We start from the raw sequence: 19,208 nt of genomic DNA, 5'->3' as shown, positions 1-19,208 counted from the left end.
CGCCCTCGAGGACCGGCCCGGCGCCGCTGCGCTGCGCCGTCCGCCGTCCTCCGGCGGGCCCTGCCGCCCGTCCGGCACCGGCTCGGCGAGTGCTGCTCGCCCAGTGCTGCCCGGCCCGTGCTGCCCGGCCAGTGCCGGCCGTCCGGCACCTGCTCACCCCGCACCAGTTCGCTCCGCACCGAAAGGAACCATCATGTCCCAGCACCAGATCACCGCCTCCCGTCCCGCCCGGAAGCGCCGCAGCCCCTCCGGGCCCGGCCTGGAGGTCGCCGCCGGGGGCCGCCCGGTCGCACCGTCCGCCCGCCGGGCCACCGGCGCCCCGCCCCGCCCGCTCGTCCGGGCCGGGGACCCGGACCTCGGTGCGACCACCGTGGAGTACGCCATGGTCGTGCTCGCCGCGGCGGCCTTCGGCGGGGTCATGGCCGCGGTCCTCTCCTCCGGCCAGGTGCGCGAGCTCCTGACCGCGATCATCGAGAAGGCGCTCGGCGTCTGAGCGGCTGCTCCCGCGGGGTCCGTGGTGCCGTCCCCGGCGCCGCGGACCCCGCGGGAGCGTCCTCCCCGTCCGTCCTGGCCGCCGGTCCCAGCAACCCGAGCCGCCGTGCGCCCTGCCCGTGAGGAGTCCACCATGCCCGCCCACCGCCCCCGATGCTCATCCCGTGGTCGGTCTCGTCCGCCGTCCCGACCCCGTTCCCCTGCTTCCCGGTGGCGTGTCGGTTCCCGCCTCCGTCCGTGGTCGCCGCGCGGCCCCCGGTCCCGACCCGCGCCGCGGCCGGTGCCGCCGGACCGCGGCGCCGTCACCGCCGAGACGGCCGTGCTGCTGCCCGCCCTCGTGCTGCTCCTGGCCGTGCTCCTCGCGGCCGCCGCGGCCGGGATGACCCTGATCCGCTACGAGGAGGCCGCGCGGGCCTCGGCCCGGGCCGCCGCCCGCGGCGAGAGCGCCGCCGTGGTCCGCTCCACGGCGCTGCGCGTGGCCGGGGAGGACGCCGCGATCCGCCTGGGCGGGAACGCGGGGACGGCCACGGTCACCGTCACCGGCCCCGCCCCCGGCATCCTCGGGACCTGGGGCGGCTGGGAGCTGCGCGCGGACGCCTCCGCCGAGACGGAGGGGGCCGGAGCGGCCGATGGGCACGGTGGCTGAGCCCGCGGTGCCGGGCATCCCGGGGCGGCCCGACCGCTGTCCGGACCGCGACGGCGACCGGGGGAGCGGCACCGTGCACGCGCTGACGCTCACCCTGGTGCTCGGCGTGCTGCTGGTGGCCGTGCTGCTGCTGGCCCAGGCGGGGATCGCGACCCACCGTGCCGGCAAGGCCGCCGACCTCGCGGCGCTCGCCGCCGCCGACACCGCCCGGGGCCTCGTGGCCGGCGACCCGTGCGGCGCCGCCGAGCGCGTGGCCCGGGACAACGGGGCACGGCTCGAGCGGTGCGCGCTCGTGGAGCCGGAGCGGGTCGTCGTGGACGTGCGCACCGCCGTGGCCCTGGACGGGCCGCTCGCCCGCTTCGGGGCCGCCCGCGGCGTGTCCCGGGCCGGGCCCCCGGAGGCCGCCCGTGCGCCGTGAGGACTCAGGCGCGGGGGGCGTCGTGCAGCACCGCGTCGATCAGCCGCACGGCGCCGGCCTTGTCCAGCGGGTTGTTGCGGTTGCCGCACTTCGGCGACTGCACGCAGGACGGGCACCCGTGCTCGCACTCGCACGAGGAGATCGCCTCCCGGGTGGCGCCCAGCCACGCGACGGCCGTGGCGTAGCCGCGCTCCGCGAACCCCGCCCCGCCCGGGTGGCCGTCGTAGACGAACACCGTGGGCAGCTCCGTGTCGGCGTGCAGCGCGGTCGAGAGCCCGCCCACGTCCCAGCGGTCGCACGAGGCCACGAGCGGCAGCAGGCCGATCGCGGCGTGCTCGGCCGCGTGCAGCGCCCCGGGGACGTCGGGCTCCTCGATCCCCGCGCCGGTCAGCACGGGGCCCGGCACGGTGAACCACACGGACTTCGTGAACAGGTCGCGGGCCGCGAGGTCCAGGGGCTCCTCGCCCAGCACCTCGTTGGAGATCACGGCCTTGCGCTGGAACGAGACCACCTTCGTGGTGACCTGCACCTGGCCGAAGTGGACGGTCACCGGCCCCCAGCGCTCCGAGCGCTCCTCGGCGACCACGCTCACCTGCGTGATGTCCCGCGCGGTGGTGTAGAAGTCGGGGTTCGCCCGCGTCACGGCGGCCACCGAGCCCGCCTCGTCGAGCTCGTCCACGATGTAGGTCCGGCCCTGGTGCACGTACACGGCCCCCGGGTGGGCCTGGTAGTGGGACTGGGGGGAGTCCATCGTGCCGAGCACCGCGCCGGTGTCCGTCTCGATGATCCGGATCGGCCCGCCGCCGTCCGAGCGCAGCGACACTATCCCGGCCGCGGACTGGGGGTGCGTCCAGAACCAGCCGTTCGGCCGGCGGCGCAGGTGCCCGCTGGCCACGAGCGAGCCGAGCACCTCCGGCGCGGTGGGCCCGAAGCTGTCGATCTCCTCCGCGCGCAGCGGCTGCTCGGCCGCGGCCGCGCACAGGTGCGGGGCCAGCACGTAGGGGTTGGAGGGGTCGAACACCGTGGCCTCGACGTCGACGTCGAAGATCGCCTCCGGATGGTTCACGAGGTACGTGTCGAGGGGGTCGTCGCCCGCCACGAAGGCGGCCAGGGCCTCCTGCCCGGCCCGGCCCGCCCGGCCGATCTGCTGGAAGAAGGACGCCCGGGTGCCGGGCCACCCGGCCACGACCACGGCGTCCAGCCCGGCCACGTCGATGCCGAGCTCGAGCGCGGACGTGCTCGCGATCCCGAGCAGCCGCCCGTCCCGCAGCGCCTCCTCGAGCTCCCGGCGCTCCTCGGGGAGGAACCCGGAGCGGTAGGCCGCCACCCGGTGGGCCAGCGAGGGGTCGACCTCCTCCAGCTGCCGGTGGGCGATCTGGGCGATCGTCTCCGCGCCGCGGCGGGACTTGATGAACGCGATGGTGCGGACCTGGCGGAGCACCAGGTCGGTGAGCATGTCGGCGGTCTCGGCCAGGGCGGTGCGGCGCACCGGGGCGTCGTTCTCGCCGCCGCCGTCGGTCTGCTCCGGCTCCCAGAGCACCACGGTGACCGGTCCGTGCGGGGAGAAGTCCGTGGTCACCGGCGTCACCTCGGCCTCGGGGACGCCGACGAGGCGGGCGAAGGAGGCGTGCGGCTCGAAGGAGGTCGCGGACGCCCCGATGAAGACGGGGTCCGCGCCGTAGAGACGGCAGATCCGGCGCAGCCGCCGCATGAGGTTGGCCACGTGCGAGCCGAAGACACCCCGGTAGGAGTGGGCCTCGTCCACCACGACGTACTTCAGGCGGCGGAAGAACCGGGACCAGCGCGCGTGGTTGGGCAGCACCCCGTAGTGCAGCATGTCCGGGTTGCACAGCACCACGTCGGCGTGGTCCCGGACCCACCGGCGCTCCGCGGGGTCGGTGTCGCCGTCGTAGGTCGCGGCGCGCAGGGTCGGCAGGCCGAGGGCGTCGAGGCCCTTGAGCTGGTCGGCGGCCAGGGCCTTGGTGGGGGAGAGGTAGAGGGCCGTGGCCTCGTCCGGGTGGTGGATCATGCCCGGGTTCGCCAGCGCCGCGAGCCGGCCGCGGTGCACGGCGTCGGCCACGGGCGCCTGGTAGGCGAGGGACTTCCCGGACGCGGTCCCCGTGGCGACCACCACGTGCCGGGGGGCCAGCACCGCCTGGACCTGGTGCAGGTACGGCGCGTGCACGCCGAGCCGTTCCCAGGCCGCGACCACGTCCGGGTGCAGGTGCTCGGGCCACGGCGCCGTCACGGCGTCCCGGTCGGGGATCTCCCGGACGTGCCGCACCTGCTCCGGCGCGTCGCCGCGGCCGAGCAGGGGGATCAAGGAGACGTGGTCGGAGGACGGCACCGGTTCATTGTGCCACCGCCGCCCCGGCGGCCCCACCGGCGGGGCGGCCGCCGGGAGCCGCCAGGGCATCGGCGCTCGGTGCTGTCCCGGCGGCTCCGTGCGGCGCCGCTGCGCGGTGGCGCCCTGCCGCTGCGGCGCGTCTCAGCCCTGCGTCGCCGCGCCCCGGGTCCGCCGGTGCACGCGGGCCTCCCACGGCCGCAGCAGCCCCTCGTCGCCGGGGACCACGCCGTCGGGGCGGTTGCCGATCAGCAGCTCGGCGCCGGCCCAGCCCTCGGGCAGGTCGGTGCGGACCTCCTCGCCCGAGACGTTGGCGAGCACCAGCAGCTCGACGTCCCCGAGCCGCCGGGTGAAGGCGTAGAGCTGCTCGTGGTGGGGGGCCAGCATGGTGAAGTCGCCCAGGGCGACCACGGGCTCGGTGTGCCGCAGCTCGATGAGACGCCGGTAGTGGTGGAACACCGAGTGCGGCTCGGCCCGGGCGGTCTCGGCGTTGACCTCGTCGTGGTTCGGATTGACCGCGATCCACGGGGTGCCGGTGGTGAACCCGGCGTTCGCGCCCGCGGTCCACTGGACCGGGGTGCGGGCGTTGTCCCGGCTCGACCAGCGCAGTCCGCGCAGCACCCCGGCGGGGTCCGCGCCGGCGGCCACGGCGTGGCGGTAGTGGTTGACCGACTCGATGTCGCGGAAGTCCTCGATCGTCTCGAACGGTGCGTTGGTCATGCCCAGCTCCTCGCCCTGGTACACGTACGGCGTGCCGCGGTGCAGGTGCAGCAGGGTGGCCAGGCAGGTCGCGGAGGCCACCCGGTGCTCGGGGCTGTCGTCGCCGAAGCGGGAGACCGCGCGGGGCTGGTCGTGGTTGTTCCAGTACAGGGAGTTCCAGCCGACCTCCTCCAGGCCCTCCTGCCAGCGGCCCAGCGAGGCCTTCAGGTCCGTCAGGCGCAGCGGCTCGGGGTCGAACTTCCCGCCCGGGCCGTGGTCGAGGCCCACGTGCTCGAACTGGAAGACCATGTCCACCTCGGCGCGGGCCGGATCGGTGAAGAGCTGGGCCTGCTCCACGGTGACGCCGGGCATCTCGCCCACCGTGATGAGCTCGGCGTCCCGGCCGGCGAAGACCTCGCGGTGCATCTCCTGGAGGAACTCGTGGATCCGGGGACCGCAGAGGAAGGACGCCGACCCGTCGCCCCAGGGCGTCCCGTCCACCGGGGGCCCGTCGTGCAGGTGGCCGTCCTCGGCGACGTCCTTGCTGATCATGTTGATGACGTCCATGCGGAAGCCGTCCACGCCGCGGTCCAGCCACCAGCGCATCATGGCGTGGACGGCCTGCCGCACCTCGGGGTTCTCCCAGTTGAGGTCCGGCTGCTTCCGCGAGAACAGGTGCAGGTAGTACTCGCCCGAGGCCTCGTCGTACTCCCAGGTCGAGCCCGAGAAGGCGCTCTGCCAGTTCGTCGGCTCCGCGCCCGGGGCGCCGGCCTCCATGCCTCGGCGCGGGGCCCGCCACCAGTACCAGTCCCGTTTCGGCGAGTCCGGCGAGGAGCGGGACTCGACGAACCACGGGTGCTCGTCGGAGGTGTGGTTCACCACGAGGTCCATCACCAGTTTCATGCGGCGGGCGTGCACCGCCCCGAGCAGCTCGTCGAACTGCTCGAGGGTGCCGAAGACCGGGTCGATGTCCTGGTAATCGCTGATGTCGTAGCCGTTGTCGTCCTGCGGGGACGAGTAGATCGGGGACAGCCAGACGACGTCCACGCCCAGGTCCTGCAGGTGGTCGAGGTGGGCGATGATGCCGCCGAGGTCGCCGATCCCGTCGCCGTCGGAGTCCGCGAAGGAGCGGGGGTAGATCTGGTAGACGACCGCGTCGGTCCACCACGCGGGGGTGTCCCCGGCGCCGCTGCCGGTGCCGGGCCGCTGCGCGGTGATGTCCTGCTGCTGGGTGCGGGTGCTCATTTGACTGCTCCTCGGGTGACGCCGGAGATGACCCACCGCTGGGCGAAGACGTAGACCACGAGCAGCGGTGCCATCGCCATCAGGTAGGACGCGAACGCGACGGTGTAGTTGGTCTGGAACTGGGACTGGAAGACGTACTGGACGAGCGGCAGGGTCGCCTGCTGCGGGTCGGAGACGATGATGAGGGGGAGCAGGAAGTCGTTCCACGCCCACAGGCAGGTCAGGATGCCGACCGTGGCGTTCATGGGCGTGAGCAGCGGGAAGACGACCCGCCAGAAGACTCCCCACGTGCCCGCACCGTCCATCCTCGCCGCCTCCTCGAGCTCGACGGGGATGGAGCGGATGTAGGCGGTGAAGATGAAGATGTTGAAGGACAGGCCGTAGACCACGTAGAGCAGGACCAGGCCGGCGGGATTGTCGAGGCCCAGGGCGGCGGTCTGCTTCGCCACGGGCAGCATGAGGATCGGGAAGGGCACGAACAGCGCGGAGATGAAGTAGAAGAACAGGCCCTTGAAGAAGCGCCGGTGCATGTTGCGGGCGATCGCGTACGCCACCATCGAGTTCGTCAGGAGCGTGAGCACCACCGCGGAGACGGTGATCAGGGCGCTGTTGAGCGCGGCCCGCGGGAAGTCCGTCAGCGTCCACGCGTCGGCGAAGTTCGCCCACCGCACCTCCGTGGGGAGGGCGAAGCCGCTGCCGCCGAGCTGGTCGGGGGTCTTCAGGGCGGTGATCACCGTGAAGTACAGCGGCACGAAGACGGTCAGGGCCAGGACGACCAGCAGCGCGGTCAGCCACCAGTTCACCCGGCCTCCCTCGGGCCGCCGGCGGCCGGACCGCCGGGACCGGGCCGGGAGGGTGGTTGCGGCGGTGCCGCTGGGCGGGGCGGAGACGTTGGTGGAGGACATCAGGCGGACACCTCTTCGCGCTGGAGGACTCGGAGCTGGACGACGGCGAAGACCACCAGCACGATCATGAACACGACCGCGTTGGCGATCTGGTAGCCGTACTCGCCGCCCTGGAACCCGCCCCGGTAGATGAGGACGGAGACGGACTCGGTCGCCGTTCCCGGCCCGCCGTTGGTCATGGCGATGATGTGGTCGAAGACCTGCAGGAAGTTCTTGAGCGAGAGCACCATGTTGAGCGTGAAGAACGCCCCGATCATGGGGAACGTGATGGACCAGAACCGCCGCCACGGCCCGGCGCCGTCGATGGCGGCGGCCTCGTAGAGCTCGGCCGGGATGGTCTGCAGCCCGGCGATGTAGATGATGATGTTGAACGCGACGGCCTGCCACACGGCGAGCACCACGATGCCGACCCAGGCCAGCTCGGGGTCGGCCAGGATCGACGTCGACAGCCGGTCGATCCCCAGGGCCGCCCCGATGCTCGGCAGGGAGTTGGTGAGCAGGTAGTTGAACACGTAGCCGATCACCAGGACGGCCAGGATGTTGGGCACGAAGTAGATCCCGCGCAGGGTGTTCTTGAACTTGATCCGCCCCGTCAGGCCCACGGCCAGGGCCAGGGCGATGACGTTCACCAGCACGGTCGCCACGAGCGCGAATTGGAAGGTGAACAGGTACGCGGAGCGGACCCGCTCGTCGGTGAACAGCGCCGTGTAGTTGGACAGGCCCACGAAGTCCCACTCGCCGTAGCCCGGGGAGTCCGTGAAGCTGTAGAAGACACCCTGCAGCACGGGCACGGTGTGGAAGAGGAGGAAGAGCACGAGGGCGGGCAGCACCATCCAGTAGAAGGCGCGGCCGGGTCCCTTCCGGCGCCGGGCGGGCGCGGCGGCGGACGTGCCCGTGGACGGTGCGCCCTGCGCGCGGGCGGGTGCCGTGGTCATCGTGACTCCACCGCCCCGAGGCCCCAGGTGCGCCGGTCGGCGACCCTGTCCCAGCTCTCGTCGAGGTTCCCCAGGAAGGCCTCCTGGTCGCGGTCGATGAGGTACTGCTGCAGCAGCGACCCCAGGGGGACGGCGGGGATGAACTGGTGGTCGAAGAAACCCACGATGCGCTCCTGGTCGATGTAGGGCTGGACCCCGGCGAGCGCGGGGTCGTCGTTGGACATGCCCTCGAGGGTCGGGATGGCCGTCTGCTCCTCGGCGTAGGCCTGGACGACCTCCGGCTGCATGAGGAAGTCGACGAAGCGCCGGACCTCTTCGGGGTGCTCGGTGTCCGCGCCGGCGGTGACGACCACGTCCACCCCCGAGACCAGGACGGTCTCGGCGGGGTCGTTCGTGGCGGGCAGCGCGAAGCTGCCGATGGTGAACTCGGGCTCGAACGAGCGGATCTGGGGTACGGCGTAGTTGCCCAGCAGCAGCATCGCCGACTCGCCCCGGGCGAAGGCGGCGGTGCCGTCCTCGTAGCCGGTGGCCACCGGGTCGGGCTGGGTGTGGTCGAAGAGGGTCGCCAGCTTCTGCGCGGCCTCCGGCCACTCCTCCCGGAAGGAGCTCCCGCCCGCGAAGCGCTGCTCCCAGAAGTCCTCCGGGACGGTCTGCGGGACGAGCGGCGCGAGCGGCGCCTGGGCGGTCCAGGCGTCGGCGAGCATCCCGTAGAAGGGGGTGACCCCGGCGGCCTCGAAGGTCTCCGCGGCGGCGATCAGCTCGTCCCACGTGCGGGGCACCTCCACGCCGTGCTCGGCGAAGAGCTCCTCGTTGTAGAGCACCCCGGAGGCGTTGGCGGCGAAGGGCACCCCGTTGACGGCATCCGGCGTGCTCGCGCCCAGGTCCCGGACGACGTCCACGTACGCCGGGTTGACGTCCTCGAGCGCGGGGGTGCCGGCGAAGTCGGCAAAGATCCCGGCGGAGGCGAGCTCGCCGAAGGTCGAGTTGGCGTTGAGGGTCAGGACGTCGGGCACGTCCTCCTTGACCAGGCGGGTGCGCAGGGCCGTCTCGGGGTCCGGGACGTTGTCCACGACCACGCGCACGTCCGGGTTCTCGGCCTCGAACTGCCGGGCGAGGTCCTCGAAGTAGGCGACGGCCTCGGGCTTGAACTGGAAGAAGGTGATCGTGGTGGGCGCGTCCGCGTCCACGGCGCAGCCGCTCAGCAGCAGGGCGCACACGGCCGTCGCGGTCCATCGCCGCGTGCCCCGGCGCCGTGGCGCGGTCACGGCCGCACCGGGGCCGGGAGGGCGGACGGGGGCGGCGGGGCAGGGGTCTCGCTCATGGTTCTCCTCGGGCGGGGCGACGACGGACGACAGGCGGTCCGGCACTGCGCGGAACATAAATACGTGACTTAGATTTATTATCTGGACTATTATGTGGATCACAGTTCGGGAGAGTCAAGGGGTTCGGGTGGGTCGCACGGGAACATCGCCGCAGCTGCTGCGCCGGACCAACACGGTCGCGGTCCTGGAGGTGATGCGCGAGGCGGGCGTCGTCACCGTCACGGAGCTCATCGCCGCCACCGGCCTGGTGCGCACCACCGTCATCGCCGTGTGCGACGACCTGCTGCGGATGGGCTGGATCGAGGAGCTCGAGGGGGCCTCCGACGCCCAGGTCGGCCGGCCCGCCCGCCGTTTCCGGTTCCGGGACCGGGCGGGCTTCGTGGTGGGCGTGGACGTCGGCGAGGCCAAGACCACCGCCGTGGTGGCGGATCTGCGGGGCCGCGTCCTGGGCCGCACGACCCGCGCCTTCGCCGACCCCGCCCCGGCGCGGCGCCTGGCCACCGTGGACGACGCCGTCGACGGCGCGCTCGCGGACGCGTCCGTGGCCCCGGAAGCGGTGCTGGCCGCCGCGGTGGGGATCGCCGCGCCTGTGGACCGCGCCGGCAGGATCTCCCACGGCCAGCCGTTCTGGGAGGCCTTCGACCTCGGCCTCGAGACCCGGCTGGAGGAGCGCCGCGGGTGGCCCGCCCTGCTGGCCAACGACGCCAACCTCGCGGCCATGGCCGAGCGCTGGCGCGGGGCTGCCGCCGGGGTGGACGACCTCGTGGTGATGCTGGCGGGGGAGCGGATCGGCACCGGGGTGATGGAGGCCGGCCGTCTCCTGCACGGCCGCTCCGGGGCGGCGGGCGAGCTCGGCAGCCTGACCCTGGTCGAAGGGGTCGGCAGCCCGGACGGCATCGCCGCCCTGTGCCGGGCGTGGGGCGCCGAGGCGGTGCGGCCCGGGGCGCCGGAGACCGCGCTCCGGGAGCTGGCCGGGCCGTCCGGCGCCGTCGAGGCGGAGGCGGTGTTCCGTGCCGCGGCGGGCGGAGACGAGGTCGCGCAGCAGATCCTCGGCCGCCTCGCCGAGCGGCTCGCGCGGGTCGTCGGCCTGCTGGGCACGCTCTTCGACCCGGAACTGGTGGTCATCGCCGGTGCCGTCGCCGAGTCCGCGGGCGCGCTGCTGGGACGGATCGAGGACCTGCTGCCCCGCTTCACCGCCACGCCCCCGCGGGTGGCGGTCTCGGTGCTCGGGGAGTCGGTGGTCTCCGTGGGGGCAGTCCGTCTGGCCCTGGACCACGTGGAGCGCCACGCCCTGGACCTGGAGCTCGCCGGCCGCTGAGGCTCAGGTGGCGGCCGAGGTCCGCCGTCCCCGGCGTGCCCCGGCGCGCCCGAGGACTGTCGCGAGGCCCCGCAGCGTGCTCACCGGGCAGGCCGTCTCCGCACGGTGTCGGGTGCCTCGGGCTCGAGGACCAGGTCGAGCCGGGCGCTGCGGGCGTGCAGCCGCGCCGAGCGTGCGACGTCGACGCCGCAGGAGCGGCTGCCGAGACCGTGGTGGCCGACGTCGAGGTGCAGGAACCAGTCGCGTCCGGCGGTGTCCGGCAGCTCGTGCGGGTGGGCCGCAGCCATGAGCTCCTCATCCCGGTATGGAGTGAGCGTCCACTGCAACCCCCGGGGAGCGGGCGCTCCGTCCAGTTCGGTGCTCAGGGTCTGCAGCCGCAGGCGGGTGCCGTCGGCCAGTGGAATGCTGAGCCGGTGCGCGCGGGCGCGGTTGCCCGAGGCCTGCGGGCGGGCGCCGGGATCGGCCAGGCCCCGGGCCGGAAGGCGGTGCGTGCCGTACCGCGCGGCGGCGCAGGCATCGGGATAGGACTGGTGCGGGCCGTCGCCGTCGAACTTCACCTCCCCGTCGGGATCCACGGGCAGGGACAGGACACAGCCCACCCGCGCGAGGGGGACGTCCAGTTCGGGGAGCTGCCAGGACAGTTCCAGGCGCCGGGCGCCGGGGCGGTCCGTGGCGCTCCAGCGGTGGGTGAGCACGAACGGCGCGGTGCGCAGATCGGTGCCCGGTGCGGCCCACAGGGTGCGGACCGTGCCCGCCGGCGCGCCGGAATCGTGGGGCAGAGTGCGCGGCTGGAGACGGTGCAGACCGTGGTCCAGCCATCGCCGGGCCGTGGAGACCACGATGCCCGGCGTCGCCGTGGCGTCGCGGGGGTCGGTCCCGGTGTAGCCGTGCCAGTCCGTGTCGTCCCCGTCCGGGGACGGCCGCCACAGTTCGCGGGTCGGCTCGATGGTGCCGGCGTCGTTGTCCGTGGGCGCGCGGAAAACGCAGAGCACGGGACCGCGGACCCCGGACGGTGCCGTCGCGGCCGGCCCTGGTGTCCCGGAGGCGACGGCCGGCGGGCCGGTGAGCTGGGCGTCACGCCGTCGTGACCCGGCCACAGGACCGCGGGCCTCCACGGTGACCTCGAGGTGCTGCCCGGGTCCAGGGGCCACGGGCAGGGGCACGCGGCTGCTGCGGCGGGGCGGCAGGTCGCCCGCCTCCACCGTGCCCGTCCTGAGCGTCTCCACAGCGGTGCCGCGCAGCGGGTCGATCACCGCCGCGTACTCGAGCAGTCCCGGGCCGGGGAGGCCGTCGGCGGTGCACAGTCCGTCGAGCACGAAGCTGCCGTCGTGCAGGGGCTCCCCGAAGTCGCCGCCGTAGGCGAGCACCGGGGAGCCGTCGGGTGTGACGGTGGTGATGCCGTGGTCCTTCCACTCCCAGACGAAACCGCCGCACGCGCGGGGGTGGGTCCGGAAGATCTCCTCGTAGTCGGCCAGGCCACCGGGGCCGGTGCCCATGGCGTGGGCGTACTCGCACAGCACGAACGGCATCCGGGCGATCCGGTTTGACCCGGCAGCGTCCGTGGAGGGCACGGGCTCGCCGGCGGCGATGCTGCGGGTCTCGCGCGGCGTCGGGTACATGCGGGAGTAGACGTCGGTGTAGGCCGCGTCGTGGTCGCCCTCGTAGTGCACGGGGCGGTCGTCGTGCCGGCGCAGCCAGTCGGCGGCGGCCGCGAGGTTCGCGCCGGTGCCCGACTCGTTGCCGAGGGACAGCATCACGACGCTCGCGTGGTTCTTGTCCCGGTGCCACATCCGGGCCGTGCGGTCGAGGTAGGCCCCTCGCCAGGCAGGGTCGTCCGAGGGGTTGCGCGCCCAACCCTGCTGCACGAAGCCGTGGGTCTCGAGGTCGCCCTCGAGGACGACCCACAGCCCCATCTCGTCGGCCAGGTCGAGGGCGTGGTGCGCCGGTGGATAGTGGCTGGTGCGCACCGCGTTGACGTGGTTCCCCTGCATGAGGCGGTACTCGTCGCGGGTGAAGTCGGCATCCACGGCGCGGCCCCGGCGCGGGTGGAACTCGTGCCGGTTGACGCCGCGGAAGCGCACCGGGGCGCCGTCGACCTGCAGGACGCCGTCGGTGGAGATGGCGACGCGGCGGAATCCGGCGCGGTGGGTGACGAGCTGTCCCTGGGCGCGCAGGGCGACGTCGTAGAGGTGCGGGTCCTCGGCGGTCCAGGCGCGCACGACCCCGACGGGCAGCTCCACCCGGTCGGGGCCGTCCACGGTGGTGGAAAGGCCGAGCTCCGGGATCTCCACCTGCACCGGGAACGCGCCCGCGGGGGCCGTGATCCGGCAGCCCAGGACGCCCTCACCGGTGGCCGGGTCCCGGTCCGCGGTGAGGTGGACGTCGTCGATCCCGCCGTGCACCTCGCCGAGCACGCGAACGTCGCGGAAGATGCCGGGCAGCCACCACTGGTCCTGGTCCTCGAGGTAGGACCCCGCGCTGAACTGGTGGACCCGCACCACCACGGTGTTCTCCCCGTCCCGGACGAGGTCGGTGACGTCGAACTCGTGGGTGAGCCGGGAGCCCATCGCCTGGCCGGCCCACCGTCCGTTCACCCACACCCGGAAGGCGGACTCGACGCCCTCGAAGCGCAGCAGCACGGCACGCAGGTCCGTCCTCGCGCCGCCGGTGAGATCGACGAGCACGAAGCGCGTGCGGTGGTCGCCCGTCGGGTTGGCGTCCGGGACGTGCGGCGGGTCCACGGGGAAGGGGTAGACGACGTTGGTGTACCAGGGGGTGCCGAACCGCCGGTCCCCGTCGAGGTGCTCGAGCACCCAGTGGCCGGGGACGGGGATCCGGTCCGGCCAGGCGGTGTCCGGTGCTGTCGGGTCGGGGCAGGCCGAGACGGCGTCGGACGCCGAGGGGAACCAGCGGAAGTCCCACGCGCCCGCCAGAGAGAGCTCCGGCCGGTCGGAGGTGAGGTGCGCCCGCGGGGGCAACGACCCGCGGGATCCGTCGGGGTGGGTGAACCACCACGGGTCCACTCGGGCATCGGCGGTGCTGCCGGTGGTGCAGGGATGCATGGGTCTCGGTGCTCCGGGTCGGGGGTCGTCGTGGTCGGGAAGGGCTCCGCACCGGGAGGAGAGGTCCCGGAGCGGCTCGGGTCAGGAGTCGTCGGTCTCGTCGGTCTCGAAGAGGACGTTGATGGCTTCGTTCGTCTCCGCCAGGACGGATGCGGGCACCCGGTTCGCGTAGATGTCCTCCAGTGCCGGGGTCATCAGGGCCGAGACGTCTGCGCCGAACTTCGTGACGGGGAAGTAGACGGTGTTGCCCTCCTGGACCGGGGCGGTGAACGGTTCGGGATCGATTCCCATCTGCCGGTAGGCCTCCGCGGCGAGGGGCGTGGCGTCCTTTCGGGCGGGGAAGACGACACCGGCGCGGGCGACCTCCTGCTGGCACTGCGCCGAGGACATGAACGCCGTCCACTGCGCCGCGCCCTCAGGGTTGTCGGTGTCCTTGACGATCGAATCCGCCAGGCCGTTGAGCATGGAAGTGGCGGTGCCGTCGGGTCCCACGGGTGTGCGGGCGGTGCCCACGGGGAAGTCCTCGATGCCGGCGTAGGTGCTGATCATCCAGGCCCCGTCCAGGACCATGGCCGCCGATCCCGAGGCCAGCTGGGCGTTGACGCCCTCGGCCGCGTTGAACTGCCCGTACGGGGGCATGTACCCCTTGTCGGTCAACCCGAAGTACCAGTCGAGGGTCTCGTGCAGCGCGGGGTCGTCCAGGTTGTAGTGGTCTCCCCACAGCGGCTCGTTCGTGACCCGCCAGCCGTTGGAGGCGGCGAACGCCGACCACTGTCCCTGGCCGGCGGTGCTCCCGCCGGCCTCGGAGATGCCCAGGCCGTAGACGGCGACGTGGTCCTTGTCGAAGCCCGGTTCGTCGCCGCGGACGCCGTTCTCGTCCACGGTCAGGTGCGCCACGAGGTCCTCGAAGCTGCCGCCGTCCTCGGGGTTCCAGCTCCAGCCCTCGAGGTCCGCGGGGGTCAGGCCCGCCTCGGCGAGCAGCTCTTCGTTGTAGAAGGCGGCGACGGTGTCCCAGTCCTTGGGCGCGCCGTACTGGTGGCCGTCCGGGCCGGTCCACAGGTCGACGAGGCCGTCCTGGTAGTCGTCGGGGTCCAGTACCGCGGTGGCAGGGTGCTCGTCCAGGGGGGCCAGGACCTCGAGCTCGGCGAACTGGGGGTACTTGGAGACGTGGTTGGTGAACACGTCCGGGCCGGTGTCGGCGATGAACCCGGCCGTGAGCTTCGTCCAGTAGTCGTCCCATCCGGTCTGGGTGATGCGCACGTCCTGGTCCGGGTGCTCGGTCTCGAACATCTCGGCGCACTTCTGGTAGGCGGGCAGCTGGTTGGTGTCCCACATCCAGTAGTCGACGACGCCGGTGGCCGTGGCCTCGGCGTCCGGGTCCGCCCCGCACCCGGTGAGGGCGAGCAGCGGGACGGTGGAGACGGCCAGGGCCAGGCGCGTGCGGGTGCGTGGCGTGCGCCGGGGACGGTGGGAGAGTGCGGGGTTGCGTGTCATGGTGAGCTCCTACTTGATGCCGCTGAAGCCGATGGAGTTGACGACGCGCTTGGCGAAGACCGCGAAGAGCAGGATCATCGGCAGCGCGGCGATGAGGGTGGCGGCCATCAGACCCGCCCAGTCGGTGCCGGTCTGCGGGGACTGCGCCCGGAAGACGCCCAGGGCCACCGTGAGGACGCGGGAGGCGTCCGTGTAGGAGACCATCAGCGGCCAGAAGTAGTCGTTCCAGGCCGTCATGTACGTGAGGATGCCCAGGGTCGCCATCGGCGCCGCGGACATGGGCAGAATCACCCGGAAGAACACCCCGACCTTGGAGACGCCGTCCAGCAGGGCGGCCTCCTCGATCTCCGCGGGGACGTTCATGAAGAACTGCCGCAGGAAGAACACCGCGAACGGGGTCATGAACATCGTCGGCAGGGCGATGCCCAGCATGGAGTCCACCAGTCCCAGCTCCTTGATGAGCACGAAGTTGGGCAGCAGGGTGAAGATGGCCGGCACCATGAGTCCGGCGAGGAACAGGGCGAACATCCGGTCCCGCCCGGGCCACCGCAGCCGGGAGAAGGCGTAGGCGGCCATGGCCGAGAACAGCAGCTGGCCCGCGGTGATGAGCGTGGCCACCACCACGGAGTTCAGCAGGTAGCGCCAGAAGTTCAGCGACGTGCCGGAGCCGCCCTCGGCGAGGGCCTCCTCGGTGGACTGCATCCCCAGCACGCGTTCGAAGGCGCCCCAGGTGAACTCCGGGGGCAACCAGGAGGAGGGATCCGCCTGCAGCCCGGGATTCGTGGACAGCGCGGTGCGCAGCATCCAGTAGAAGGGGAACAGTGTGACGAGGACGACGGCGATCAGGAAGGCCCAGGCGAGCAGCCTGCCGGGGGTGATCCGGCGGCGGGCGGGGGCGGGGGTGTCCGCCGGGGCCGCGGTCACGGGCGCGGCGGCGCCCGTGGAACTGGGCGCGGCGCTTCCGGGTTGCGCTGGGGCTGGGGTCGGGTTCATCGGAGCTCCTCGGGATCAGGCCAGGTCCGTGGACCCGGCGCGGGTCAGACGGAACTGGAGGAAGGTGATGACGGCCAGGACCACGAGCAGGGCCACGGACATCGCCGAGGCGTAGCCGAACTGGAAGCGGCCGAAGGCCATGTCGTAGATGTAGAGCTGGAGCACGTTGGTGGCGTTGGCCGGCCCACCGGCGGTCGTCACGGCGACGGTGTCGAAGACCTGGAAGGACCCGATGACCGTCATGATGAGCACCAGCGCCAGGATGGGGCGCAGCAGGGGCAGGGTGATGGTGAAGAAGGTCCGGACCTCACCGGCCCCGTCGATGCGCGCCGCCTCGTAGACGGTCTGGGGCAGGGTCTGCAGACCCGCGAAGATCAGCAGGGCGGTGTAGCCCATGTGCCGCCACACGTTGATCAGCGCGATCGTGGGAATGGCCCAGGTCTCGTCGGAGAGGAAGCCGATCCGGTCCAGCCCCACCCACGAGATGACCTGGTTGGCCACCCCGAACTGGGTGTCGAGGATCCACAGCCACACGATCGCGGCGACCACGTTGGAGACCAGGTAGGGGGCGAGCACCACCCCGCGCAGGAAGGTGGACTGGGTGAGGTGGTGCATCATCAGCGCGATGAGCAGGGCGAACGTGGTCTGGATCCCGATGTTCAGCAGGACGTACTCCACCGTGACCAGCAGCGAGTCCCAGAAGATGGGGTCCTGCACGAGGCGTCGGTAGTTGGCCAGGCCCACGAACTCGGACGGGGTGAGCAGGTTGAAGCTGGTGAAGCTCAGCCAGATGCCCCGCACGGTGGGCCAGGCGAGGAAGACGAGGAAGCCGAGGAGGGCCGGGGCGATGAACAGCATCGCGATCCGGGTGTCCTGCCGGCCCCGCCGGCGTGCACCGCCGGCCTGGCCCGGAACGACCGGCGTGTCCGGTCGGCGGGAACGAGTGGTCGTGGACATGGGGCTACCTCAATCCTGGGGAGCGGGCTGGGTGGGATCCTGGGCCTCGAGCCGCAGGACGCGCAGGGTGTCCGGGGCCAGCCAGGGGGCGTGCACGCCCACGGTCTGCAGCGCCCGGCCGGACAGGACCACGCTCCTCTCGGTCGGCCACCACGGCGGGCGGCGGAACCCGTGCGGGTCCGCGCCGGGGGTGACGTCGCGCACCCGGTAGCGGAGCTCGGGGTCCAGGCCGCGCAGGCGGAACCGGCCCACGGGTTCGACGTCGGGCAGGGCGGCGCCGACGACGGCGAACAGCGCTTCCGAGCGGTCGGGGGCGACGACGCCGTGGATCCGCAGGGCCGGGTCGAAGGCGTCCAGGCGGACCAGCCTGCCCGAGTGGAGCAGACCGCGGTGGTCCTTGTGGAAGGCGACCCACTCGGCCAGCTCGGACATCTCCTGCTCGGTGGCCTGGGTGAGGTCCCACTCGATGCCGAGGTGGCCCCACACGGCGGTGCCGGCGCGGAAGTGCAGGGTGTGCATGCGCCCGGTGGTGTGCGAGGCGCCGGAGGCGATGTGGGCGCCCATGAGTTCCGCCGGGATCAGCTGCTGGGTCCACCGGTGCATCTGCTGGCGCTCGAAGGGATCGATGTCGTCGGAGGTCCACACCCGGTCGGTGTGCTCCAGGACCCCGAGGTCGACCCGGGCGCCGCCAGAGGAGCAGGACTCGATCTCCAGGTCCGGGAACCGCTCCTTGAGCTCGGCCATCAGCCGGTAGGTCGCCAGGGTCTGGGCGTGCACCCCGGGGCGTCCGTCGGGGTGGGTGCCGGCCTCGAGCAGGTCGCGGTTGTGGTCCCACTTGAGATAGGCGATCGGGTACTCGTCCAGGAGAGCCACCATCTGGTCGCGCACGTGCGCGTAGGCCTCCGGAACACCCAGGTCGAGCACCTGTTGCCGGCGGGACTCGGTGGGCAGGCGCCCGCCGGGGCCCATGATCCACTCGGGGTGGGCGCGGGCCACATCGGAGTCGGGGTTGACCATTTCGGGCTCGAACCACAGGCCGAACTCCATGCCGAGGTCGTTGACGTGGTCGATCAGCGGGGACAGGCCCTGCGGCCACACCTCGGGGGAGACCACCCAGTCGCCCAGTCCGGCGTTGTCGTCGCGGCGGGCGCCGAACCACCCGTCGTCGAGCACGTAGCGCTCCACGCCGGCGGCGGCCGCCCGGTCGGCCAGGGTAGAGAGCTTCTCGAGGCGGTGGTCGAAGTAGACGGCCTCCCACACGTTCAGCGTCACCGGACGGGGTCGGGCGGGGTGCTGGGGGCGGGCCCGGAGCCAGTCGTGGAAGCGCCCGGCCTGCTCGTCCAGCCCCCGCCCGTACACGCCGTACAGCCACGGGGTGGTGTAGCTCTCGCCCTGTCCGAGCGAGACCTCGCCCGGCAGCAGCAGCTCGGAGCCGCCCAGCACCTGCTGGCCGTCGTAGAGCCGTTCCGCCCACGTGCGGTGGTTGCCGGAGAACCCGGTGTGCAGGCCCCAGACCTCGCCGTCGGCGAAGCCGAAGCCCGGTTCACCCACGGACAGGACGTAGGCGGCGTCGGCGCCGGTGCGGCCCTTGCGTCCTTCCCGGAGGTGCGTGCCCACGGTGAGCTCGCGCCGCTGGGGGGTCCGTTCCTTGCCCCAGTGCCCTGCGAAGTCCAGGATCTCCTTCGCGTGGGTGGGCAGGGGGAGCACGAGGCCCAGCTCCTGGACGCGGTAGGGACCCGGGGCGGTGTTCGTCAGCGTGGCGCGGGCGCGCAGCAGGCCCGAGGGCGTGAGCTCCAGCTCGACCGCCACGCGCAGGCCTGCGCCGGTGTCCTCCGCCGTCACGAGCAGGCGGGCCGCGCCGGCGCTCACCAGGGCGCCGTCGGCGAGGACCTCCTGCGGTTCCACCGGATCCAGCCGGGCCTCCGTGAGGTGCAGCAGCGGGGTCCACGCGGTGCCGTCCCGGTCACCCACCAGTCCTGGCCGGCCGCTCCAGCCGGTGTGCAGACTCCCGAGCACGTCCGGGCGCATCGGCAGGTCCTGCCCGTTGGCCGTGCGGTGGGCCACCGCGGCCTCGACGAGCACGGCGGCCTCCTCGGCGTCGAGGCCGGGCAGTGCGGCGCCCCAGTGCACCACGGAGGGCAGCTGGGCCTCGGAGAGGTCGACCAGGACCGACATTCCCCCGCTCGTGAGGTGGACCCGGCACGGTCCGGTGGGATCGAGGGCGGTGGTCGGCTCGAGGGTCGCAGCAGTCATGTCGGCTCCTGGGCGCTGATCGGGGTGGTGGGTTCGGGCACTCGATCGCAGTGGTGGATCGATGTGGTTCACGTCATAGTAGAAGCGACAGAATCAAACATCAACCCTGTTGAAAAGAACATCAG

Annotated in this window: 14 protein-coding genes; 4 read left to right on the top strand and 10 right to left on the bottom strand. The window is 72.8% G+C overall.

Annotated features, from left to right (window positions below):
* Window positions 1–193: 193 nt before the first annotated feature.
* From ACZ2G1_RS07245 to ACZ2G1_RS07235, 3 genes are all read left to right on the top strand, one after another.
* Window positions 194–493 (top strand): DUF4244 domain-containing protein, encoded by a 300-nt coding sequence (locus tag ACZ2G1_RS07245; RefSeq protein WP_017832507.1) that lies wholly within the window; start codon window positions 194–196, stop codon window positions 491–493.
* Between the two features lie 279 nt (window positions 494–772).
* Entirely contained in the window at window positions 773–1,138 is a 366-nt protein-coding gene (locus ACZ2G1_RS07240) for a TadE family type IV pilus minor pilin (protein WP_017832506.1), read from the top strand.
* Window positions 1,122–1,556 carry an Rv3654c family TadE-like protein gene (locus ACZ2G1_RS07235; RefSeq protein ID WP_017832505.1) on the top strand — a complete coding sequence of 145 codons (435 nt, stop codon included), beginning with the start codon at window positions 1,122–1,124 and terminating at the stop codon, window positions 1,554–1,556. The genes ACZ2G1_RS07240 and ACZ2G1_RS07235 overlap by 17 nt, the downstream gene beginning before the upstream one ends.
* Window positions 1,557–1,560: 4 nt before the next feature.
* Here ACZ2G1_RS07235 and ACZ2G1_RS07230 read toward each other — a convergent pair whose 3' ends face one another.
* From ACZ2G1_RS07230 to ACZ2G1_RS07210, 5 genes are all read right to left on the bottom strand, one after another.
* Window positions 1,561–3,903 (bottom strand): DEAD/DEAH box helicase, encoded by a 2,343-nt coding sequence (locus tag ACZ2G1_RS07230; protein WP_470377621.1) that lies wholly within the window; start codon window positions 3,901–3,903, stop codon window positions 1,561–1,563.
* Window positions 3,904–4,044: 141 nt separating this feature from the next.
* Entirely contained in the window at window positions 4,045–5,844 is a 1,800-nt protein-coding gene (locus ACZ2G1_RS07225; RefSeq protein ID WP_368826769.1) for an alpha-glucosidase, read from the bottom strand.
* Window positions 5,841–6,749, bottom strand: coding sequence for a carbohydrate ABC transporter permease (locus ACZ2G1_RS07220; protein ID WP_176337851.1), 909 nt, complete (start codon window positions 6,747–6,749; stop codon window positions 5,841–5,843). Before ACZ2G1_RS07220 ends, ACZ2G1_RS07225 begins: the two co-directional genes overlap by 4 nt.
* Window positions 6,749–7,684: a carbohydrate ABC transporter permease gene (locus ACZ2G1_RS07215; protein WP_176337850.1), complete on the bottom strand. Its 936-nt coding sequence runs from the start codon at window positions 7,682–7,684 to the stop codon at window positions 6,749–6,751. Before ACZ2G1_RS07215 ends, ACZ2G1_RS07220 begins: the two co-directional genes overlap by 1 nt.
* The gene (locus ACZ2G1_RS07210) at window positions 7,681–8,901 is read right to left on the bottom strand and encodes an ABC transporter substrate-binding protein (RefSeq protein WP_284563426.1); all 1,221 of its coding nucleotides are present in this window, start codon (window positions 8,899–8,901) and stop codon (window positions 7,681–7,683) included. Before ACZ2G1_RS07210 ends, ACZ2G1_RS07215 begins: the two co-directional genes overlap by 4 nt.
* Before the next feature lie 232 nt (window positions 8,902–9,133).
* On the opposite strand from ACZ2G1_RS07210, the gene ACZ2G1_RS07205 reads away from it, so the two are divergent.
* Entirely contained in the window at window positions 9,134–10,324 is a 1,191-nt protein-coding gene (locus ACZ2G1_RS07205; protein WP_035925059.1) for an ROK family protein, read from the top strand.
* 80 nt (window positions 10,325–10,404) lie between these two features.
* Here the strand turns inward: ACZ2G1_RS07205 and ACZ2G1_RS07200 are convergent, their stop codons facing one another.
* From ACZ2G1_RS07200 to ACZ2G1_RS07180, 5 genes are all read right to left on the bottom strand, one after another.
* Window positions 10,405–13,386, bottom strand: a complete 2,982-nt coding sequence (locus ACZ2G1_RS07200) for a glycoside hydrolase family 2 TIM barrel-domain containing protein (protein ID WP_470377620.1) — start codon at window positions 13,384–13,386, stop codon at window positions 10,405–10,407.
* A gap of 81 nt (window positions 13,387–13,467) precedes the next feature.
* Complete coding sequence (locus ACZ2G1_RS07195; RefSeq protein ID WP_470377619.1) at window positions 13,468–14,880, bottom strand: ABC transporter substrate-binding protein; 1,413 nt, start codon at window positions 14,878–14,880, stop codon at window positions 13,468–13,470.
* 9 nt (window positions 14,881–14,889) lie between these two features.
* The gene (locus ACZ2G1_RS07190; RefSeq protein ID WP_081994276.1) at window positions 14,890–15,873 is read right to left on the bottom strand and encodes a carbohydrate ABC transporter permease; all 984 of its coding nucleotides are present in this window, start codon (window positions 15,871–15,873) and stop codon (window positions 14,890–14,892) included.
* Between the two features lie 15 nt (window positions 15,874–15,888).
* Entirely contained in the window at window positions 15,889–16,830 is a 942-nt protein-coding gene (locus ACZ2G1_RS07185; RefSeq protein ID WP_035925052.1) for a carbohydrate ABC transporter permease, read from the bottom strand.
* Between the two features lie 9 nt (window positions 16,831–16,839).
* Window positions 16,840–19,083: an alpha-galactosidase gene (locus ACZ2G1_RS07180; RefSeq protein ID WP_470377618.1), complete on the bottom strand. Its 2,244-nt coding sequence runs from the start codon at window positions 19,081–19,083 to the stop codon at window positions 16,840–16,842.
* Window positions 19,084–19,208 lie beyond the last annotated feature (125 nt).

This window comes from Kocuria sp. KKT182 (genome assembly GCF_055635395.1).
Note: the sequence above shows the minus strand (reverse complement) of the source record. Positions and strands in the feature narration are given on the sequence as shown.

Bases quoted from the DNA above. Each gene is read 5' to 3' on its own strand.
- ACZ2G1_RS07245 (WP_017832507.1), top strand. From the start codon at position 194: ATGTCCCAGCACCAGATCACCGCCTCCCGTCCCGCCCGGAAGCGCCGC.
- ACZ2G1_RS07235 (WP_017832505.1), top strand. From the start codon at position 1,122: ATGGGCACGGTGGCTGAGCCCGCGGTGCCGGGCATCCCGGGGCGGCCC.
- ACZ2G1_RS07225 (WP_368826769.1), bottom strand. From the start codon at position 5,844: ATGAGCACCCGCACCCAGCAGCAGGACATCACCGCGCAGCGGCCCGGC.
- ACZ2G1_RS07220 (WP_176337851.1), bottom strand. From the start codon at position 6,749: ATGTCCTCCACCAACGTCTCCGCCCCGCCCAGCGGCACCGCCGCAACC.
- ACZ2G1_RS07215 (WP_176337850.1), bottom strand. From the start codon at position 7,684: ATGACCACGGCACCCGCCCGCGCGCAGGGCGCACCGTCCACGGGCACG.
- ACZ2G1_RS07200 (WP_470377620.1), bottom strand. From the start codon at position 13,386: ATGCATCCCTGCACCACCGGCAGCACCGCCGATGCCCGAGTGGACCCG.
- ACZ2G1_RS07195 (WP_470377619.1), bottom strand. From the start codon at position 14,880: ATGACACGCAACCCCGCACTCTCCCACCGTCCCCGGCGCACGCCACGC.
- ACZ2G1_RS07190 (WP_081994276.1), bottom strand. From the start codon at position 15,873: ATGAACCCGACCCCAGCCCCAGCGCAACCCGGAAGCGCCGCGCCCAGT.
- ACZ2G1_RS07185 (WP_035925052.1), bottom strand. From the start codon at position 16,830: ATGTCCACGACCACTCGTTCCCGCCGACCGGACACGCCGGTCGTTCCG.
- ACZ2G1_RS07180 (WP_470377618.1), bottom strand. From the start codon at position 19,083: ATGACTGCTGCGACCCTCGAGCCGACCACCGCCCTCGATCCCACCGGA.